The sequence below is a fragment of the Rhizobium sp. BK456 genome (assembly GCF_014194045.1).
GTDB lineage: Bacteria > Pseudomonadota > Alphaproteobacteria > Rhizobiales > Rhizobiaceae > Rhizobium > Rhizobium redzepovicii.
The window spans coordinates 786547-805770 of sequence record NZ_JACIAO010000001.1 but is presented as its reverse complement, the minus strand read 5'-3'; the positions used below and the strand labels follow the sequence as shown (position 1 = coordinate 805770).

The window sequence follows — 19224 nt, the reverse complement described above, 5'->3', positions numbered from 1 at the left end:
TTCAGAGGTCAGTGCCGCCCTTTTGTCGTCTTCGCCAGCATCTCGCTCAGAGTTGCCGCCGAAAGCATGGATTCGGCCAGAAGCTTCTTGAGCTTCTGGTTCTCTTCCTCCAGGGCTCTTAGCCGTCTCGCATGGAGACCGGCATTTCCGGACTGCAGGGATTGCCACCGATAGAAGGTCGGCTCGCTGATGCCGTATCGGTGGCAAACATCGGCCACCGTCACGCCGGCCTGGTGCTCCTTGAGAATGCCCGTAATCTGGTCGTCGTCAAATTTTCGCTTGCCCATCACCGCTTCAGTCCTCACGAAATGCTCTGTTGAAACTGTCGAGAAGCGGTCTGACAGCGTAGAGCGCCACGCTGCTTTTGCCGGTTTCGATCAGTGTCTGTGCGGGCATGCCCGCGACCAGTTCGACATCACGCATTTTCGCCAGCCGCTCGTCCGTTACGCGGATTGTCGCGGCATAATAGGGTTGGCCGCTCTGCGTATCGGTGAGGCGGTCGGCTGACACATACTCGACCCGACCTTTCAGCAGTGGAACGCGCCGCTGATTGTATGGAAGAAGGTGCACCTGCGCCTCCAGCCCCGCATGGACAAGATTGATGTCCTCCGGCCTGACATGGGCAGACACGATCAGGCGATCGGAGCGTGGCAGAAGATCGACGAGCGGTTCGCCCGCACCGATCACCCCGCCTGCTGTGTGGATGCGCAGGTTCATGATCGTTCCATCTTCGGGAGCCCGGATATCGGTCCTTGAAAGTTGGTCGTCGATCGCCCGCAAGCGCTCGCGCAATTGCATGATCCGGCTTTCCGTATCGCGCATGCCTTGGGCGACTTCGCTCAAGCGGTCACTCTCAAGCTTTGCGAGATCGACCTGCGACTCGCTGATCACCTGGTAGGCGCGAGCGATCTGTGCCTCGACTTGGCCCTGCTGGCCGTCAAGATCTGCTTTTTCGCGCTCGAGGTTGAGAAGCCTGCTCCTTCGTTCCAGTCCCTTGGCAGTGAGGATCGTCACCTGATCCAGTTCTTCCTGCGAGATTGCGGCTCTGTCGGCCAGTGCCCCTTTCTGAGCACCAAGCCCGACGATTTCTTGCCGCACCTGCGCGATTTTTTCATTGCCGATCTGAATTTCCGCCTCCATGACCCGGCGGCGGGCCTCGAAGATTTTCTGTTGCCCGGTCAGAATCGCGCCGACCGAAGGATATTTGTCCATGGCTGCCCTGAGATCGTCGGGATAGGCGACATGGTCGCCGCCCGTCTGCTCCGCAAGCAGCCGGGCGCGGCTTCCTTCGGCGTCCCAAAGCTGCCCTTGGATGCTGTCGCGCTCCGAGCGGGACTTGGTGTCGTCGAGTTCTATGACGATTTGCCCGGCCATCACCGTGTCGCCGTTCCTGACGAGGATCCGCCGCACAATTCCGCCTTCGAGATGTTGGATGGTCTTGCGGCTGGTCTCCGGCTCGATAACGCCGGATGCGACCGCAGCGCTGTGCAGCGGGGCCAGAGCCGACCAAATTCCCAATCCGACGACAAAGACGAGGATCAGCAGGTTCCCCGTCCAGACGACGCCTCTGAGCACCGGCATGGGCGAAGGGGCGGCGGGTCCACGCTGTTTCTGTTCGATCACCGGCGGATAGGCAGTCTGCCTGGCTGTCGCTGTCCATCCATGAGCGAAGCGCTGGCCCATCCTTGACGAATTCGAAAATTTCGCCGGCGGCGCGTCCAGTGGAACAAGGGTCATGGCAGCATCCCTCCCTAGGTTCCCGTTCGAGCCGGTGGCTGAAGATAGGTTTCATAAATCCGCTCGCTGTCGCCGAAGGCAGCCACCGTCCCGTTGCGCATGATGGCAATCTTATTGGTGACCGGCAGGATCCCCATCCGGTGCGTTATGATAACGACGGTCATGCCCCTGGATCTCATCCGCTCGATTGCCGTAAACAGCATGCGTTCGCCGTCATAATCCAGGCTCGAATTCGGATCGTCGAGAACGATAAGGGACGGATTTCCATAGGCGGCCCGTGCCAGCCCCAGCTGTTGGCGCTGAGCCCGAAGGAGCAGGTTTCCGCCTTCACCGATATCGGTCTCGTAGCCCTGCGGCAGTCGCATGATCGCGTCGTGCAATCCAACCAGCTTTGCGGCGTCGATCGCCTTGCCGGGATCTCCTCCGTCCAGCCGGCCGATCACATCCTTGATTGCTCCGCCGAAAAGCTCGATATCCTGCGGCAGGTATCCGACGTGGCAGGTCCCCCCGCAAAGACGCAGAGCCGAGATATCGACCCCGCCCAGAAGAGCATATCCGCTCGTTGCCGGCACAACGCCTGCCATGATGCGGCCCAGTGTCGATTTTCCCGATCCAGACGGACCGATGAGCGCAATGCAATCGCCAGGTGCCAGGCGCAATGTGATATCGGTCAATATCGGTCGATCGGCGAATGGCTTGATATAGCTGACATTATCGAGAACCAGGCCATTGGGTTCCGGCAGCGGCACCATGCGGGCATCGCATTCCGATGCAATTGCTATCAGCATTCTGTTCAAGCGATTGAAGGCATTGCGCGCAAACATGAAGGAGCGCCATGCCCCTATTGCGCCCTCGATCGGTGCGAGCCCACGCCCGAGCAGCAGGCTCGCAACGAAGATGATTCCGGGACTGCCGCTGTTGACGAGCACCAGCCAGGTCGCCGATCCCATCATCAGGATCTGCGCCAATGTGCGGATCGATTTCGAGAAACCAAGGATGATCTCCGTGCGATGCATCGCGATGTCCTGGGCCCTTCTTGCCATTTCCGCATCGCGATAGACGATCAGCGCTGCACCGTCCTGCATGCCCATGGCCCGGATCACTTCGATGTTTTTCAGTGCGGTCGCAAATCGCAGATAGCTCCTCGAAAGGGCAAGATTGGCGTGAGCAAGCGGCGCTCGCGTCGCCAGTTCCGTCGCCAACGCAAACAGCAAGAGCGCAACTGCGCACAGAAGACCGATGGTTCCAAGCAGCGGGTGAACAAGAAAGAGCAGAAGCAGGAATACCGGCGCCCAGGGAACGTCGAATAAAAGCGAGCTGGCCGGTGAATCGAGGAACTGGCGCAATGCGGCGAGATCCCTGTAGCACTCTGATGCGGCTCCCGTATCGGCGCGAGCGGCATATTCGAACGATGCGGTAAGCACCATGGGCCGCAGCCTGTGGTCCAGCCAGCTGCCGATGCGCGAAAGAGCTGCCCTGCGCACGATATCGAGCGTCGACCCGACCAGCACGGCGATGGCGATGATCATCGTCAGCATCAGCAGCGTGTCGACGCTTCGGCTTGACAGGACCCTGTCGTAGATCTGCAGGAGATAGATGGAAGGCGTGAGAAGAAAGAGATTGTAGCCGCAGCTGTAAAGGAAGACCAACCCGAAGGCCCCGGCACAAGCCCGGAGCGCAACAACGAGCTGTGTCGGTGGTCGCGGCGGTTTTATGGAGATTGTTGTCATTATCAGATCTCGCTGCCCTTGATACTGACAAGAAGAGACTGCTTGCCCTGAGGGCCGCCGGCCGAAACCAGCGGCCCTTGATGTCGTCTGAGTTCAGGAACCGAGATGGTCGACGTCGATATGGCCGAAGGCGTTGATGAAGTGATCGAGAGAATTGGTCACCGTCGTCGTTTCGGGATCCGTGTGGACCAATGCCGACGAGATATCGCCGCCATGCGCCATGTTTCCGTTGCCGCCGTTGCCGCCGACACCGGCGAGGATGGTGGCATGCTGATCGGCCATAAGCTGCGTATATTGTGTCGCGGTCGTTGCCGCAGCCACTGCAGCCGTGTCGCCGCCGCTTGAGTTTCCTTGACTGCCGTTCGAGTTGGAATCTCCGCCCGCGCCGCCGTCGCCGTGGTTCGAGATTTTCGCCAGGAAGCCGTTCTGGGCCTCGGTAAAGCCACCGGATCCACCATGGCCGGCATCCCAATCGGCCGTCTGCCAAACGTGATCGCCGTTGTGCACATCGGTAGTGGCCCCATAGACCTTTTGCACGGGATCGACATATGCAACCGGGTTGTAGTTGATGTTGCCATCGTTGTGGCCATCACCACCGTTGCCGGCATTCGCGTCACCCGCATCCGGATGGCTGAGATGAATCGTGTCGGATATTTGTGGAATAGGCATTGATGTCACTCCTCTACTTGGTTTCGTGCGTGTTGGTTTTTTACGGCGTCCCCCTGCGGCATGCGTTCCGGCATATCGCCACAGCCAATACGACCGCGGATGAATATTGCTCGCGATTTAAAATTTGAACTACCTAGATATTCGGAGACATTCCTTCGGATGTATACTTGATGTGGCGGAACGTTATTTGGATTGATGTTTGGTGATTTGGCGCAGGGCGGCATGCTCATGATCAAGTCTTCGACTTCGCCGAAGCGACGCCCGGAGCCTCTCATCCAAAGCCGATTGAGTGCTTGCAACGCGCACAGCGGGTGCTGCGGCCATGACACCCAAATGGCTAGAGAACTAGCCGAGTGGATGTAGACGAATTGCAGGCTCTGCTTTTCCGAGGTTCAGATGCACAATGCCTGAACAATTAAAGGCGGCATGGCGCCGCATGCTCGGTGGCCGTGCGGTCGACCGCGAATGGAGACGGTAATGGCGGAACCTCGTCCCTTATTGGAAGACCTGCCCAAGACGGGCACCGATCAACACCTCGCCGCCAATGTGGCTGCGGGGCATCTGGCACTAGTGCCGACCTGGCTTCCATTGGATGTCGCTTCCGCGCCAAGTCATACGTCAGCCGGCAGCGGTGGTGACGGGATAAGCGAAGGCGTGATCAGCAGCAATGCGTTGGCCGTCTTCATGCCGTCCAATGCGGCTATTGCGGGACCTCACTCGAGTGCCGACGCTTTCCAGGGCAACGATGCATCAATCAATCAGCATCCCACCGAAATGGCTGGGATCGGCGGGAATGGTGGAAGCGGCAATGTTGCCATCGGCAGCGGCAATGGCGCCACTCATGCCGGCACCGGGGGCAACGGGCTCTTCTATGGCGGGCTGGTCAGCACCGAAGTCGCAGTCTTTGCGCCCGTCAATACCGCTGTGGCTGCCGGCCCAGGCGCGGAGGCTCACGCCGAGCAGTCGAACAACGCAATGTTCCTGCAGGGCGCAACCCAGATGGGTGGCATAGGCGGCTCGGGCGGAGACCATAATGTCGCGACCCATGGCTCGTCGATGAGCCCGGGAACTGCGTTGACATTGACCGGCGACTATTATGCCGGCCACGGCGGCGATGGATATTTCGTCGGCAGCATGGTCGACGTGAGCATCGCCATCTTCTCGCCGATCAACATTGCCATCGGCGCCGCAGGCGGCTCGGCGGAGGCTCATCAGACAAACAATGTGATTTTCGATCAGGGCACTGTGCAGATCGCAGGCATGGGCGGCAATGGCGGTGGCTTCAACTTGTCGTCGGACACGATTTTTACCGGCAACCATGCCGGTGGCGGTGGCGGCGACGGATCGTCGACCGGCGCCATGGTCGACGTCAATTTCGGCTATTTCCATCCCATCAACATTGCCGTTCCCGCCGGTGGAACGGCGGACGCCCAACAGATCGATCATGTTCTCTATGATCAGCATGCGCTTCAGCTGGCCGGCATCGCGGGCCACGGCGGAGAGGGTAACCTCACGGACGCCCATTCGGCGCTCGTCGACGACATTCTGACTTTCATGCATAGCTAGCCGGATAGACTCCCCGCTCGTATTGCGCCGGCACAACTGCACGAGATTGTTCTCGGTGCCGTTTTTCAAGCCTTATGTTGAATCGCTTTCTTCGCTCGGTTTCAACGGAGATACCGACCATTCCCCCATGACCTTATCGGCATAGTCGGCGCCTTCGCGATGCTGCCTGAGTGAAAAGCGATGCCGGCTGGTATTAATGCGTCATTGGAGCGCGATTTTCAGTAATCAAAAAGGGTAGTCGCCGATCTCAGGCTTTTGTTGCTTCCGGCGTTTGTCGTTTTTCTGTCGAGATTTGCAACTGTTTTGAATTGAGACAGAGAAATAACGCCGAAACGATCCGCACCTTGTTATGTAAGACAGCATTTTGCAGAATAGGACCGTAGCAGATCGGTTGCCTTTTCAACTCCTTTCAAAGCTTTGTTGACCTGCTTGCCGTACGTGAATTCGGCGAAGTCGGGAAAGTCTTCGGCGATAAGTCGAGCCATCGGCTAATGATGAACAAGCGCATCAATATGCTCTCAGAGAATAGTTATCTCTCATGGAAATCTTATAGGCTATAATAATTATCCTGAGAGATCAGACTATTGATAGTGGCAATACACTCGCTTTTTCTCATGACATGTCGCGAGAACAGGAATAGTATGAATGACTGTTGGGTTGCACATAATCTGGGGAGCACGCAGGTGTCCGACAGTGCTGGAACAAAGCGCCGGCGCAATGCACCAACTGTGATCATTATTGAGCATTCTACACTGGCGCGCACAACCGTGGTGAAGCTACTTGAGCGGGAACTCGCCGGGTGGAACTTAATCGATTTGAGCTCGACCGAAAGTCTCGATCGGGCGCTTGGAGCCGAGGTGCGTTTGATCGCATTGGATCTGGCCGGCAGAGGTTTTGAGAGCGCCAGCCTGCGGGATGATCTCGCCGCGATTACCGCACGTTTTCCCGAGGTTCCTATCACGTTGCTCTCAAGTACGGATGACGCCATCATTGCCCGTCAGGCGCTCAAGATCGGCATCCGCGGCTTTTTCTCGACGTCCCTTCCCATCGACATTGCTCTTGCCGGTCTTCGCCTCGTCCTGGCAGGAGGAACATTTTTCCCACAGCTTTTGGGGGCAGTTACAAACGGCTCAAACGAGCATAGCCCCGCCAGAAACGAGGCCGAAAAAAGCCTGGATGAGAGGACGCAATACTTGGCGCTTGCTGAGTTCACGCCCCGCGAAGCGGATGTCCTCGCAGAGTTGCAATCCGGCTGTTCAAATAAGGTCATTGCAGGAAAGCTCAATTTGTCGGGGCATACGGTGAAGATGCATCTGCAACACATCATGCGAAAGCTGCAGGCGCAGAACCGGACTGAAGTGGTTGCCCGCTTGATCCAAAGAGCCGCCAGCGGGCCTGACGCCTCGCCCAGTTAGGCCCAGCACCACCCGCGCGGCCGTGTTCATGTCAGCTGGTTTTATATCGTGAATCCCTCATGGGAACCGCGAGTCCAGCCGGCCGTTACCTTTTGAGGAACGGAGGATATGGACATGCGCAAGAAAAAGGCCATCGTCGAGGCGGCGCTCGAGTCCGAATATGAGCGCCAGCCGCTCGGGATCATGAATACGGAGCAAGCCCTCGAGCTTGCGGATGCCGACGGTCTTGTTTTCAGTCACCCGGATAAAGAGGCCGGGGTGACGGATCACTTTGTCGATCAGGAACAGTTGCGCCGATTGGTGCAGTAGATCTTTGCGCGTTTGGAAAAACGCGCAGCTATCGATCTCAGGCAATCATATAACCGCCGTCCACCGGCATCGATATCCCGTTCACCATCGCCGCCTCATCCGACAGCAGGAAGAGAACGACTTCGGCGACGTCACTCGGCTCGGCGAAACGACCGACGGGGATGCGCTGCATCATCCCGGCGGCCTTCTCGGGGTCGCTCCAGGCCTTCACCGCCATTGGTGTCAGCGTCACCGTTGGGTGCACGCCGTTCGCGCGGATACCGTGCGGGGCAAGCTCCTTCGCCATGACACGCGTCAAGCCATCCAGCCCGCCCTTCGATGCACAATAAGCTGCGTGGTCGGGGATCCCGACAAACGAGGCGACCGACGAGACGTTGACGATGGCGCCTTTGCGGCCCTCCTTGATCAGGAAGCGGGCATATTCCTGCGCCACGATCATCGGTGCACGTGTGTTGACCGCGACAAGCCGGTCGAATGCTTCGACTGTCGTCTCCAGGAACGGCTGGAGTTCGGTGGTGCCGGCGCAATTGATCAGGAAATCCGCCGGCAGGGCCGCAATCGCCGCCTTCCTCGTCGCATCGGCGTCGGCGAGATCGACCTCTATGGCGCGGCAACCCGCTTCCTCTCGCAGGGCGTCGACGTCGGCGGAACTGCGGGTGAGGGCAACGACATCAGCACCCCGTTCGACGAGCATCCGGGCAATTTCGCGTCCGATGCCCTTTCCCGCTCCGGTAACGATGACCGTCTTTCCATTGAAGTCCATGGTCGCCTCCTTACAGTCTCTGGCCCGTTTCCCGATCGAAGATATGTGCACGCCGGGGATCGATGTGGAAATACACCGTCCGTCCGGGATCTACCTCGATACGTTCGCGGATCAAGGCGTCGATCGGCACACCTTGCGTACGGCCGAAGATCAATGTCTCCGAACCCGTCGGCTCGAACACCGATACCTCGACGGGAACGCCATCGTCGCCGATCGTGATATGCTCCGGTCGGATGCCGTAGGTCACGGCTCGTCCGTCGTCCGCATTCGTCTTGTCGATGGGCAGGACGACGCCCTGGTCTGTGACGACGACCTTCCTGCCGTCGCGGGTGGCGATGCGGCCCTGAAGGAAGTTCATCGATGGGCTGCCGATGAAGCCGGCGACGAAGAGATTGACCGGGAAGTCGTAAAGATCGAGAGGCTTGCCGATCTGCTCGACCCTGCCGTCGCGCATCACCACGATCTTGTTGGCCATCGTCATGGCCTCGATCTGATCGTGCGTGACGTAGACGGTGGTGGTTTTCAGCCGCTGGTGAAGCTCCTTGATTTCGACGCGCATGGTGACGCGAAGCTTGGCGTCGAGATTGGACAGCGGTTCGTCGAACAGGAAGACCTGCGGATCGCGGACGATGGCGCGGCCCATCGCCACGCGCTGACGCTGCCCGCCCGACAGTTGCTTCGGATAGCGATCGAGATAACGCGTCAGGTCGAGGATCTCGGCGGCCCTTCCGACCTTCTCGTCGATCTCCGCCTTGGGGCGCTTGGCCATCTTCAGCGGAAAGCCCATGTTTTCGGCGACCGTCTTGTGGGGATAGAGCGCGTAGCTCTGGAAGACCATCGCGATGTCGCGCTCCTTTGGCGGAGCGTTGGTGACGACACGGCCGCCGATCCGGATGTCGCCGCCGCTGACGGTCTCGAGGCCGGCGATCATCCGCAGCAGGGTGGACTTGCCGCATCCGGAGGGGCCGACCAGCACGACGAATTCGCCGTCCTCGATGTCGACGCTGACGCCGTGCATGACCTGAAGCGCGCCATACCTCTTGGTGACGTCGCTAACCTGTACGTTTGCCAATGTCGTTCCTCCCTAAAGCATGTCTCGCAAAAGTGTGCAGCGGTTTTGCGATAAAGACATGCGTAAAAACAAAGACCTAAAGCGTGAGCGAATCTGAAAGATCGCGACGCGCTTTAAAGCAGCGCGGCTGGTGTGTTGACGGAAGTCATCGGCTCATCCCTTCCAGACGATGTAGGCGCCAAGCACCGCCGAGATTGCCGCCGCGCACCATACCGACAGCCCGACCGGCTCGATGAACCGCATCCAGAACAACGAGAGAGCGACCCAGATCACCACCGAGATGAACAGCCGGTCGAACCAGTTCGTTTCGATCGGCAGAAATCCCGGCTTGCGTTGGTTGTTTCTTGATTGAGAGCTCATGGCTTCACCCTTTCACCGCACCGAAGGTCAGGCCGGCGACGATGTGACGTTGCACCACTGAAAAGACGATGAGCGCCGGCACCAATGTCAGCATCGAGATCGCGGCCATGATGCCCCAGGCGGTCCCCGTGGTCGTCACATATTCCGACAGGCCGGTGGTCAGGGTTCGCGCATTGAAGTTGGTGAGCGTCGCTGCTAGCAGATATTCGTTCCACGCAAACACCCAGGTCAGGATCAGGGTCACCGCAAGTCCGGGCCGCGCCAGGGGAAAGACGATGTCATAGAGGACGGTCCATGGGCTGGCGCCATCCATATAGGCCGCCTCGTCCAATTCCTTTGGAATGCCTTCGACGGTCGGGCGCAGCGTCCAGATGGCGAAGGGAAGGTTGAAGGAGCAGTAGACCAGGATCATGCCCAGCCGGGAATCGGCGAGCGAGAAGTCGCCGATCTTGTAGACCTGCGTCAGCAGCAGGAAAAGCGGCAGCAGGAAGACCGCCGGAGGCGCCATGCGGTTGGTGATCGTCCAGAAGAAGATGCTTTCCTTGCCCGCGAGGTCGAAGCGGGTCAGCGCGTAGCAGGCAAAGAAGCCGAGCGTCGTGACGAGCAGCGCGTTGCCCGACGATATGATCATCGAGTTGAGCATGTATCCGCGCAGGGTCGGATTGGTCAGCACATCCTGGTAGTTTTTCCAGAAGAAGCTGCGGAGCACGACATCGGGCGTCGAGAACAGGTCGAAGGGCTGTTTCACCGATATGACGAACAGCCAGTAGATCGGGAAAAGCGTCGCGAGGCTGATTAAGATCCAAAGGACGACCGGAAGCCAGGGGGTCTGGTTTTTCATCGGATCAACCTCTCTTCACGCGGGGCGCAATCAGGCCGACATAGAGCAGCCAGCACACGACGATGGTGAGGTAAAGGACGATGACGGAGATGGCCGAACCATAGCCGTAATTGGTCTTGGGGAAGACCTCCTTGAAGATGTGGACGCCGATATAGCGTGTCGACGAACCCGGGCCGCCGCCGGTCAGCATCAGGACCTCGTCGACGGTGCGCAGCGCATCCATCAGCCTGATGAACACCGTGGCGAGCAGGGCCGGGCGGATCAGCGGGAGCGTGATGTGCCAGAAGATCTGGCTCTTGCCTGCGCCGTCGATCTGCGCCTGCTCGAACGGATCGGGCGGGAGCGAGACCAGTGCGGCGATCAGCGACAGGGTGACAAGCGGCGTCCAGTGCCAGATGTCCATGATCACCGTAACGGTGAAGGCCGCGACAGCACTCTGGCCGATATTCAGATCGTAGCCGAACCAGCTTCTGAGAAGATACGGGATGATGCCGATCGACGGTGTGGTCATCAGCTTCCAGACAGAGCCGACGATGATCGGCGCCATGATCAGCGGCAAGGTGTGGATCGTGCGAAACACCGCTTTTCCAGGAAAATCCTTCAGCAGCGCCTGGGCGAGGATATAGCCGAGGATCAGTTCCGAGACGACCGCGAAGAAGACGAATGTGAGGGTTATGCCGAGCGATGCCAGGAATTGGGCGTCGAAGACGAGCCGCCGATAGTTGTCGGCCCAATTGAAGACCATGCCCGGATTGGCCGCGAACGGGTTCCATGCATGGAACGAGACCCAGAGGACGTAGATGAACGGAAAGATCCCGAACAGTCCAAGGATCACGATGGTCGGTGACAGCAACAGCCACCCGAGCTTCTGCGAATGCATCGCCTATCCCCCATTGAACGTTATGTGACGTCCGCCCATCCTGGAGCGAAAGATGACGGGTCGTAGGACACGACCCGTCAATTGGGGAGGATGTTTATTTGCGATAGCCGAGCGATGTCAGTTCCTCTTCGGCCTTGGCCGCCATCTGGTCGAGCCCTTCATCGGGAGCGATCTTGCCGGTCAAGATGTCGTAGAAGATCGGGGCGGTCGCTTCCCGCACCTGCGCATGGAAGGGGTAGGGAGGAGCGCCGGCGAAGAGTTTGCCCTCATCCTTCAGCATCGTGTAGAAGCCGCCGAGCTTGGTATCCATCTCCTTCACCTTCGGATCGTCGAACGTCGCCTTATTGGTGATGCGCGGCGCAGCGATGGCCCAGTCGGGCTGCACTTCGTTCTGACCGATGAATTCGAGGAACAGCAACGACGCTTCCTTGTTCTTCGACGTGATCGGCACGCCGAAGGCGCCGCCGTCGTAGTAACCGATATAGCCCTTTCCGGCTTTTGCATCGTCCAAAACGCCTGGTTCGAGCGGCGGCAGCGCGAACCCGACCTTTCCGACGACCTTCGACTGCGCTTCATCGCTTGCAATCCACGCGGCATTCTCACCGTAGATCAGCCCCTGGGCGACACGGCCGGCGGCAAAGGTCGTTGCCGTCTCCGTCCAGGTCGACTGGGTCGATTCCGGCGGAGCGATGTCGCGCAGGTGCAGCCAATATTTCAGCGCGGCCTTCGCCTTGTCGCCGTTCATCGTGCCGCCGTGTTCGACGGTGGCCGCATAGTTGTTCTTGGCGTCGATGCCCCAATTGTAGACCCCGAACGTCGGCACGATGGACTCGAAGAATTCATACCAGGAAGCCGGATGGCCGGTATGGGCCTGGGCGGTCGTGCCCCAGAGCTCCATGCCGTTGTCCTTGCCGTACTTGGTGAAGAATTCGGCAATCTGAGTGTATTCCTCGTGGGTGGTCGCCGGCTTCAGGTCCTTGCCGGTTTCCTTCTTGAAGGCCTCCTTGATCTTCGGATCGTCGAAGAGGTCCTTGCGATAGAGATATGTCTTGAGGAACGCTTCCATCGGCGTGCCGAAGAGATCGCCGTTGGCGTCCTTGAAATAGTCGGCGAAGCTGGTGAAATTCGAATCGTCGTAGGTCGGGGCCTTCAGATCCGGCTGATCCTTCAGCGTCTTGGTGATGTCGACGAGGAAATTCCTGGCCAGATAGGAATAGATGATGTCCTGCTCGATGTAGACCATGTCATAGATGCCGGTCTTGGCTTCCATGTCCTTGATCGCCTTGTCGTACATCTGATCCCAGGAGGTCGTCTCGATTTCGACCTTGATGCCGGTCTTCTTTTCGAATTCCGGAGCGAGCACGTTCTTGATGTAGTTCGATGGCGGGGTGCTTTCGGTGACGCCGTGCAGGGTCACACCCTTGTATTTTGCGCCCGCGTCGGACCAGAAGTCAGCCCAGGCCGGCGAAGCGGTCGTCGCAAGGCCGAGCGTCAGCGCAAGCGCGCTAGCCTTCAAAGCATAGTGCATTTCCAATCCTCCCAGATAGCAGCGAGAACATTCGCCGGTGCTTGTGTAGGCCAAAAAAACCGACAGCGCAACATTTGTTGTCTAAACATGCAAATAGATAGCCTATCCCATTGATTTTCACAGGAACAAATTTTTCGTACCGACCTGGAAACGAAGGCCATGGCATAAAATGCTGCAACGCAAAGTCTTTTTGCAGGACAGCAAAATGACGGTGTCAGAATTTATTTGTTGTCTTGCCAAACTAAATGGCATAGCACTGGGCACAATCACCGGCATATCGTGGAGGAAAGACCTATGCGTCGATTGGGTATCCATTCATTTGTATGGACAGGCGGCCAAACGCAGGAAGGCCTGGAGATGGCCCTCAACAAGACCGCCGAACACGGATATCGCACCATCGAATTTGCCTATCTGCGCCCCGAGAAATTCAATCTCGACCGGCTGGCAAAGCTCGCCCAGTCCCTCGATGTGGAGATCGGCGTAACCATGGGGCTGCCGCTCGACAAGGACGTGTCGAGCGAGGACGCTGCTGCGGTGTCCGCCGGCAGGCAGACGCTGGCCGACGCCGTTCGTGCAGTCCGTGATATCGGCGGCAACAAGCTCGGCGGGATTCTCTATTCCGCCCACACCAAGTACAATCGCCAGCCGACGAAGAAGGGCTGGGACAACAGTGTGGCCGCGATCGCCGCGACCGGCGAGGTCGCCAAGCAGGCGAACGTCGACATAGTGCTGGAGGTGGTCAACCGGTTCGAGACCAACCTGCTGAATACCACGGCGCAGGGGCTGAAGTTCATCGCCGAGACGGGATCGCAGCATGTTCGTCTCCATCTCGACACGTTCCACATGAACATCGAGGAAGCCAATCCGGCCGCCGCCATCCGTCTTGCCGGCGACAAGATCGGTTATTTCCACATCGGCGAAAGCAATCGCGGCCATCTTGGTGATGGCGTCATCGACTTCGAGCTGATCTTCGACGCCCTGCTCGACATCGGCTACGAAAGAGACATCGTGTTCGAGAGCTTCTCGACGACGGTCGTGGATGAAGGCCTGTCGCTCGCCTGCGCCATCTGGCGCGATACCTGGGAGGACAATGATTTGCTTGCGGCGCACGCCAAGCGCTACATCGAGCTGAAATATGACGAGGCCAAGCGTCGCCGGGCCACAAACGCGCGGCCCTGATTATCCTTCTGACAGCCTGTTCCAGTCGTGTAAGGGTGGGCGGCTTGAAGGGAATAGACCTATGAACGACACCGTCTCCATCGGAAGTTCGCCGCGCAGGATCCGGCAGAACAACATCGTCGCCGCCTTACAGACGATCTATGTCCACCGAAGCCTCAGCCGGGCCGATCTCGCTCGTAAGCTCGGCATGAACCGCTCATCCTCGGGAGAGATCGTCGCCGAACTGACCGAGGGCGGGTTCGTTCAGGAGTCGGAGGAGAGCGGCAGGCAGCGCCTGGAACATTCCCGTGCTGGCCGTCCCGGCATCATGCTTGAACTGGTTCCGGATGCTGCCTTCTTCGTCGGGATAGAGATCGGCGTCGAGCATATATCGGCCGTCGTTGTCGATCTCTCCGCCGAAGTTCGCGCATGTCGGAAAGTCGCGTTCGACACACCGTCTTCGACGGTGGAGGAGGCTGTGGCGCAGGGTATCGAACTGATTGTCGGCGCAATGGCGAAGCGCATGATCGACAGGTGCAAAGGCTTGGGCCTATCGACGCCGTCCCACGTGCGTCCGGATGGATTTGTCACACTGGCGCCGATCATCGGCTGGCGGGACGTGCCGTTGAAGGAAATTGCCCGGTCAGCCTTCCCGGCCGCCGTCCCGATCGCGGTCGAAAACGATGCCAATGCGTTTGCGATCGGCGACAGCTATCGTCACGGCGTCGCAGGGGTGACCCTGTTCCTGCTGATGGAAACGGGCGTCGGTGGCGGCATCATGATCGATGGCAAGCTGTTTCGCGGCGGCCATGGTCTGTCGGGAGAAATCGGCCACACGCTGGTGCCGGGAAGCGGCGGTCAGAAGCTCGAACAACTGATCGGTCGCGAGGTGCTGATCGGTCAATATCGCGAGGCTGTCGGACACGAGGACGCCGATCTGCAGGATTTCCTTGGTGGCGTTCGCGACCGCGTCCCGGCCGCGGTCAACATCGCCGAAACCTGGTCGCGCCATCTTGCATATGCACTGCTGCAGGCCTGTCGCCTGCTCGACCCAGACAGGATCGTGCTGGGCGGCTCCGTGGCACCGCTCTATCCAATGGTGGCTGCCCGCGTGGCGGTTCACATGTCGGAAGGCCAGAACATCGCTTTCCCCACGCCGGAGATCGTCGTGGACGATGATGCAGAGTTCGATTCCGCCTTCGGGGCGGCATGTATGCTGCACCGGCGCTTTCTGTCGTTGGAGAACGAGGAGTTCGGCAGCGAGGACGGTGCGCCGGTCCAATCGGCGCTGAGTTAAGAGACAACAGGGATCGAAAGCAGGACTGCATATGGCTTCAATACTGGCTCCGGACGCACTTGGTCCCACGGTTTGCGTAGGGGAGATCCTCGTGGAGATCGTCGCAACGACGGTTGGAAACGGCTTCCTCGAAGCCCAGCCGCTCGTCGGTCCGTTCGCGAGCGGTGCGCCGGCGATCTTCATTTCGCAATGCGGCCGTCTCGGCGGTCAGGCGGCAATGGTCGGCGCCGTCGGCGATGACGATTTCGGCCGGGTCAATACCGATCGCCTCAAGCGCGACGGCGTCGATATCTCGGCGATTTCGATCGATCCGGATTACCCGACGGGAAGCGCTTTCGTTCGCTACCGCAAGGATGGCTCCAGAGATTTCGTCTACAACATCGCCACCTCCGCAGCCGCGCGCTTCGGCTGGTCCCGAGGGGTCGCCGATCTCATCGATCGGACCGGGCACCTTCACGTGATGGGCTCCGCGCTGTCGGTTCCGAGTGCCCGTGCGGTGATCGACAAGGCGGTCGACATTGTCAAGGCGCGCGGCGGAACGCTGTCGGTCGATCCGAACCTTCGCAAGGAGTTGAAGCTGGACGAGGAGACCGAACGCCGGTTTGCCAAGCTTGTTGCTGCCGCCGATCTGCTTCTGCCGTCCGGAGAGGAGCTTGAGCGCGCCGCCGGTGTCGAAGGCGAGGCGGAAGCGATCCAGCGTTTGTTCGAGATAGGCGTCAAGGAGATCGTGCTGAAGCGCGGCGCCGGCGGCGCGACCTACTTCGCCAGCAGCGGAGACCGCATCCACGCTCCCGCCTTCGTCGTTCAGGAGGTCGACCCTACGGGGGCCGGCGACTGCTTCGGCGGTGCCTATCTCACCTGCCGGCGGCTCGGAATGTCTCCAAAGCAGGCTCTGACCTATGCCTCGGCCGCCGGCGCCCGCAACGTCACGGTGCTGGGGCCGATGGAAGGTGCGGGCACCCGCCCGGAACTCGATGCATTTGTCGCGTCAACGGAAAGGCGGCCGTGATGGAGGTGCATCTCAACGAACTGGCGAGGCTCAGGATCGAAGGCCACCCGAAAGGCGTGACCTCCGTATGCTCCGCCCATCCGATCGTGCTGCGCGCCGCCCTCCGGCACGGGCGGCAACAGAAAAGCACCGTGCTGATCGAAGCGACCTGCAACCAGGTCAATCACCTCGGCGGCTATACCGGCATGACGCCGAGCGATTTCGCCTCCCTCGTCATGAAGATCGCGGCGGAGGAGGGGTGCCCGGAAAAACTCATCGTTCTCGGCGGCGACCACCTCGGCCCCAATCCGTGGTGCGACCGGCCTGCGGAGGAGGCCATGGCCGAGGCGGAGACGATGGTTGCCGCCTATGTCGACGCCGGGTTCCGCAAGATTCACCTCGACGCTTCGATGGGCTGCAAGGGCGAACCGATGGCGCTCGACGACGTAACCACCGCCCGTCGCGCCGCCCGGCTTGCCGCGGTCGCCGAGGCTTCGGCCAGGAAGACCGGTGGCGCGATGCCGGTTTACGTCATCGGCACCGAAGTGCCGCCGCCGGGCGGGGCCGACCATGCCCTGACGACGATCGAGCCGACGGCTGCCGCGGCGGCGTTGAAGACGATCGAAGTCCACCGCCGGATCTTTGCGGCGGCCGACCTCGGGCAGGCGTTTGGGCGGGCAATCGGCCTGGTCGTTCAGCCGGGTGTCGAATTCGGCAATCACAACGTCATCGTCTACGACAGCAGCAAGATGGAGGCGCTGCAATCGGTGCTGACCGAGGAGCCGCAATTCGTGTTCGAGGCGCACTCGACCGATTATCAGGGCGCCGAGCCGTTGAGCGCGCTGGTGAAGGACGGTTTTCCGATTCTGAAAGTCGGTCCCGAACTGACCTTCGTCCTGCGCGAGGCGCTCTACGGGTTGGACGCGATCGCTTCCGATCTCCTGCCCGGTTATGGCCAGCGTCCGCTCTATGCGGCGATGGAAGTGTTGATGCTCGACCAGCCCGGAAATTGGCGGCGCCACTATCACGGAACGGAGGCCGAGATGCGTTGGCTGCGGCATTACTCGCTGTCTGACCGCATCCGCTATTATTGGGCGTCGGCTGAAGCACAACAGGCCGTCTGGGGCCTGTGCGAGGCTCTTCGAGGGCAGTCGGTACCGCTGCCATTGTTTTGGCAGCATATGCCGGCCGCCCAGCATTTCGCCGAAGCGCCGCTCGATCCGGATGAGGTTCTGATCTGGAGAGTAACGAAGAGCCTGGCGGACTATCATGCCGCCTGCGGCGTCGGAAAAAATGAGCAATCGGGATCAAGATAGGAGGAGACATCGATGCAGGAATTGAATGGGAAGATCGCGGCGGTCACGGGTGCGGCCTCCGGCATAGGATTGGCTTCCACGGAAGCAATGCTTTCCGCAGGCGCGACGGTCGTGCTGGTGGACCGGGATGAGAAGGCCCTTGGGGCGGTTTGCAGCCGGCTTGGCGAGCGGGCTATTCCGCTCGTGATCAACCTGCTCAATCCGAACGAATGCGCGGGACTGCTTGAGGGCGTCCTGGCGAAGACGGGCAAGATCGACATCCTGCATGCCAATGCCGGCACCTATATCGGCGGCGACCTTGTGGAAACCGACCTCGATACGATCGATCGGATGCTCAATCTCAATGTGAATGTCGTCATCAAGAACGTTCGCAATGTCATTCCGCACATGATCGAACGCGGCACCGGCGACATTGTCGTCACGAGCTCCGTCGCTGGACATTCGGCTATCCCGTGGGAGCCGGTGTATTCCTCGTCGAAATGGGCGATGACCTGCTTCGTCCAGACGATGCGGCGCCAGCTTCTGAAAAACGGCATTCGCGTGGGGTCGGTTTCTCCGGGGCCGGTCATCAGCGCTCTGCTTGCGGATTGGCCGGAGGAAAATCTTCGCAAGGCCAAGGAGGCCGGCGCTTTGATCGAGCCCAAGGAAGTCGCCGACGCGATCATCTTCATGCTGACCCGTCCGCGCAACGTCACCATCCGTGATATCGTGGTGCTTCCAAGCGCCTTTGACATCTGAAGGAGCCTGATATGAGCTACCAGAAGAAATTTCGCCTCGACGGCGAACGGGCGGTGGTCACCGGCGGAGGGCGCGCCATCGGGCTATGCTGCACCGAGGCGCTGGCGGAGGCGGGTGCGGCTGTCGTCGTCATCGAGCGCAGCGACGCCGACGCCCGGCAAGCGCTTGCGCTGCGCGACAACGGCTACGACATCGAAGTCCGGCTGGGCGACGTCACCGACGCGGCCCGCATGGACGAGATCGCCAATGAGCTTGCCGACGGAGGCCGGCCGGCGACGATCCTCGTCAACAATGCCGGGATTGGCCAGAGCGGCATCCCGGCGGAGGATCTCACCGACGCGGACTGGCTGCGCATGATGGACGTCAATCTGAACGGCGTCTTCTGGTGCTCGCGTGCTTTCGGCCGTCACATGGTCACGATGAGGCGGGGCGCCATCGTGAACCTCGGCTCGATGTCGGGTCACATCTGCAACCGGCCGCAGCCTCAGACGGCCTATAACGTCTCCAAGGCGGCAGTCCATCACCTCACGCGGTCGCTGGCCGCCGAGTGGGCGCAGCATGGTATCAGGGTAAACGCCGTCGCGCCCACCTACATCGAGACACCGATGGTGGTGGCCGTCGAAGCCAATCGCGAGCGTATTCCGCTCTGGCTCGCCGACACGCCGATGGGAAGAATGGGAACGCCGGAGGAGGTTGCAAGCGCGGTCCTCTTCCTCGCATCGGGCGCCGCCAGCCTCATGACCGGGGCGATCGTCAACGTCGATGCAGGCTTTACCTGCTGGTAGTGCTTGCGGACGAGGCGCGAGCGGCGCCTCGTCCGCAATGGAGGGCCAGCAGCGAACAAATCAGCGAATGTG

The 19224-nt window shown here is 60.0% G+C and carries 19 protein-coding genes; 9 read left to right on the top strand and 10 right to left on the bottom strand.

The genetic code is table 11. The features are described 5' to 3' along the window. Positions 1-8 precede the first annotated feature (8 nt). The 4 genes from FHX03_RS04260 to FHX03_RS04245 all read right to left on the bottom strand — a co-directional run bounded on the left by FHX03_RS04260 (position 9) and on the right by FHX03_RS04245 (position 4136). Positions 9-305 carry a transposase gene (locus tag FHX03_RS04260; RefSeq protein WP_131711357.1) on the bottom strand — a complete coding sequence of 99 codons (297 nt, stop codon included), beginning with the start codon at positions 303-305 and terminating at the stop codon, positions 9-11. Further along, positions 295-1737, bottom strand: a complete 1443-nt coding sequence (locus FHX03_RS04255; RefSeq protein ID WP_131711358.1) for an HlyD family type I secretion periplasmic adaptor subunit — start codon at positions 1735-1737, stop codon at positions 295-297. Before FHX03_RS04255 ends, FHX03_RS04260 begins: the two co-directional genes overlap by 11 nt. 14 nt (positions 1738-1751) lie before the next feature. Continuing rightward, positions 1752-3467 (bottom strand): type I secretion system permease/ATPase, encoded by a 1716-nt coding sequence (locus FHX03_RS04250; RefSeq protein WP_097624817.1) that lies wholly within the window; start codon positions 3465-3467, stop codon positions 1752-1754. Positions 3468-3560: 93 nt separating this feature from the next. Continuing rightward, positions 3561-4136 (bottom strand): hypothetical protein, encoded by a 576-nt coding sequence (locus FHX03_RS04245; protein ID WP_012556558.1) that lies wholly within the window; start codon positions 4134-4136, stop codon positions 3561-3563. A gap of 477 nt (positions 4137-4613) precedes the next feature. On the opposite strand from FHX03_RS04245, the gene FHX03_RS04240 reads away from it, so the two are divergent. The 3 genes from FHX03_RS04240 (at position 4614) to FHX03_RS04230 (ending at position 7426) form a co-directional block, all read left to right on the top strand. After that, a complete protein-coding gene (locus tag FHX03_RS04240) occupies positions 4614-5702 on the top strand; it encodes a hypothetical protein (RefSeq protein WP_183852679.1) in 1089 nt (362 codons plus the stop codon). A 641-nt stretch (positions 5703-6343) separates the two neighbouring features. Beyond that, positions 6344-7117, top strand: coding sequence for a response regulator transcription factor (locus FHX03_RS04235; RefSeq protein WP_097624819.1), 774 nt, complete (start codon positions 6344-6346; stop codon positions 7115-7117). Positions 7118-7225: 108 nt separating this feature from the next. Continuing rightward, positions 7226-7426, top strand: a complete 201-nt coding sequence (locus FHX03_RS04230) for a hypothetical protein (protein ID WP_183852677.1) — start codon at positions 7226-7228, stop codon at positions 7424-7426. Between the two features lie 37 nt (positions 7427-7463). On the opposite strand, the gene FHX03_RS04225 is transcribed toward FHX03_RS04230, so the two are convergent. The 6 genes from FHX03_RS04225 to FHX03_RS04200 form a co-directional block, all read right to left on the bottom strand. Next, positions 7464-8189 (bottom strand): SDR family oxidoreductase, encoded by a 726-nt coding sequence (locus tag FHX03_RS04225; protein ID WP_097624820.1) that lies wholly within the window; start codon positions 8187-8189, stop codon positions 7464-7466. Positions 8190-8199: 10 nt separating this feature from the next. After that, positions 8200-9261: an ABC transporter ATP-binding protein gene (locus tag FHX03_RS04220; protein WP_183852675.1), complete on the bottom strand. Its 1062-nt coding sequence runs from the start codon at positions 9259-9261 to the stop codon at positions 8200-8202. A 153-nt stretch (positions 9262-9414) separates the two neighbouring features. After that, complete coding sequence (locus FHX03_RS04215) at positions 9415-9621, bottom strand: DUF2160 family membrane protein (protein WP_097624822.1); 207 nt, start codon at positions 9619-9621, stop codon at positions 9415-9417. A 4-nt stretch (positions 9622-9625) separates the two neighbouring features. Then, positions 9626-10462 carry a carbohydrate ABC transporter permease gene (locus tag FHX03_RS04210; protein WP_097624823.1) on the bottom strand — a complete coding sequence of 279 codons (837 nt, stop codon included), beginning with the start codon at positions 10460-10462 and terminating at the stop codon, positions 9626-9628. Between the two features lie 4 nt (positions 10463-10466). Next, positions 10467-11342 (bottom strand): carbohydrate ABC transporter permease, encoded by an 876-nt coding sequence (locus FHX03_RS04205; RefSeq protein WP_097624824.1) that lies wholly within the window; start codon positions 11340-11342, stop codon positions 10467-10469. Between the two features lie 94 nt (positions 11343-11436). After that, entirely contained in the window at positions 11437-12870 is a 1434-nt protein-coding gene (locus FHX03_RS04200; protein WP_097624825.1) for an extracellular solute-binding protein, read from the bottom strand. 294 nt (positions 12871-13164) lie between these two features. Here FHX03_RS04200 and FHX03_RS04195 point away from each other — a divergent pair, with 294 nt between their 5' ends. The 6 genes from FHX03_RS04195 to FHX03_RS04170 all read left to right on the top strand — a co-directional run bounded on the left by FHX03_RS04195 (position 13165) and on the right by FHX03_RS04170 (position 19152). Next, positions 13165-14049 carry a sugar phosphate isomerase/epimerase family protein gene (locus tag FHX03_RS04195; protein WP_097624826.1) on the top strand — a complete coding sequence of 295 codons (885 nt, stop codon included), beginning with the start codon at positions 13165-13167 and terminating at the stop codon, positions 14047-14049. A gap of 61 nt (positions 14050-14110) precedes the next feature. After that, entirely contained in the window at positions 14111-15325 is a 1215-nt protein-coding gene (locus FHX03_RS04190) for an ROK family transcriptional regulator (protein ID WP_183852673.1), read from the top strand. A 31-nt stretch (positions 15326-15356) separates the two neighbouring features. Then, positions 15357-16334 carry a sugar kinase gene (locus FHX03_RS04185; RefSeq protein WP_097624828.1) on the top strand — a complete coding sequence of 326 codons (978 nt, stop codon included), beginning with the start codon at positions 15357-15359 and terminating at the stop codon, positions 16332-16334. Further along, positions 16334-17629, top strand: a complete 1296-nt coding sequence (locus FHX03_RS04180) for a class II D-tagatose-bisphosphate aldolase, non-catalytic subunit (RefSeq protein ID WP_183852958.1) — start codon at positions 16334-16336, stop codon at positions 17627-17629. The genes FHX03_RS04185 and FHX03_RS04180 overlap by 1 nt, the downstream gene beginning before the upstream one ends. Positions 17630-17641: 12 nt before the next feature. Continuing rightward, the gene (locus tag FHX03_RS04175) at positions 17642-18367 is read left to right on the top strand and encodes an SDR family oxidoreductase (RefSeq protein ID WP_097624830.1); all 726 of its coding nucleotides are present in this window, start codon (positions 17642-17644) and stop codon (positions 18365-18367) included. An 11-nt stretch (positions 18368-18378) separates the two neighbouring features. Next, a complete protein-coding gene (locus tag FHX03_RS04170) occupies positions 18379-19152 on the top strand; it encodes an SDR family NAD(P)-dependent oxidoreductase (protein WP_097624831.1) in 774 nt (257 codons plus the stop codon). Positions 19153-19224 lie beyond the last annotated feature (72 nt).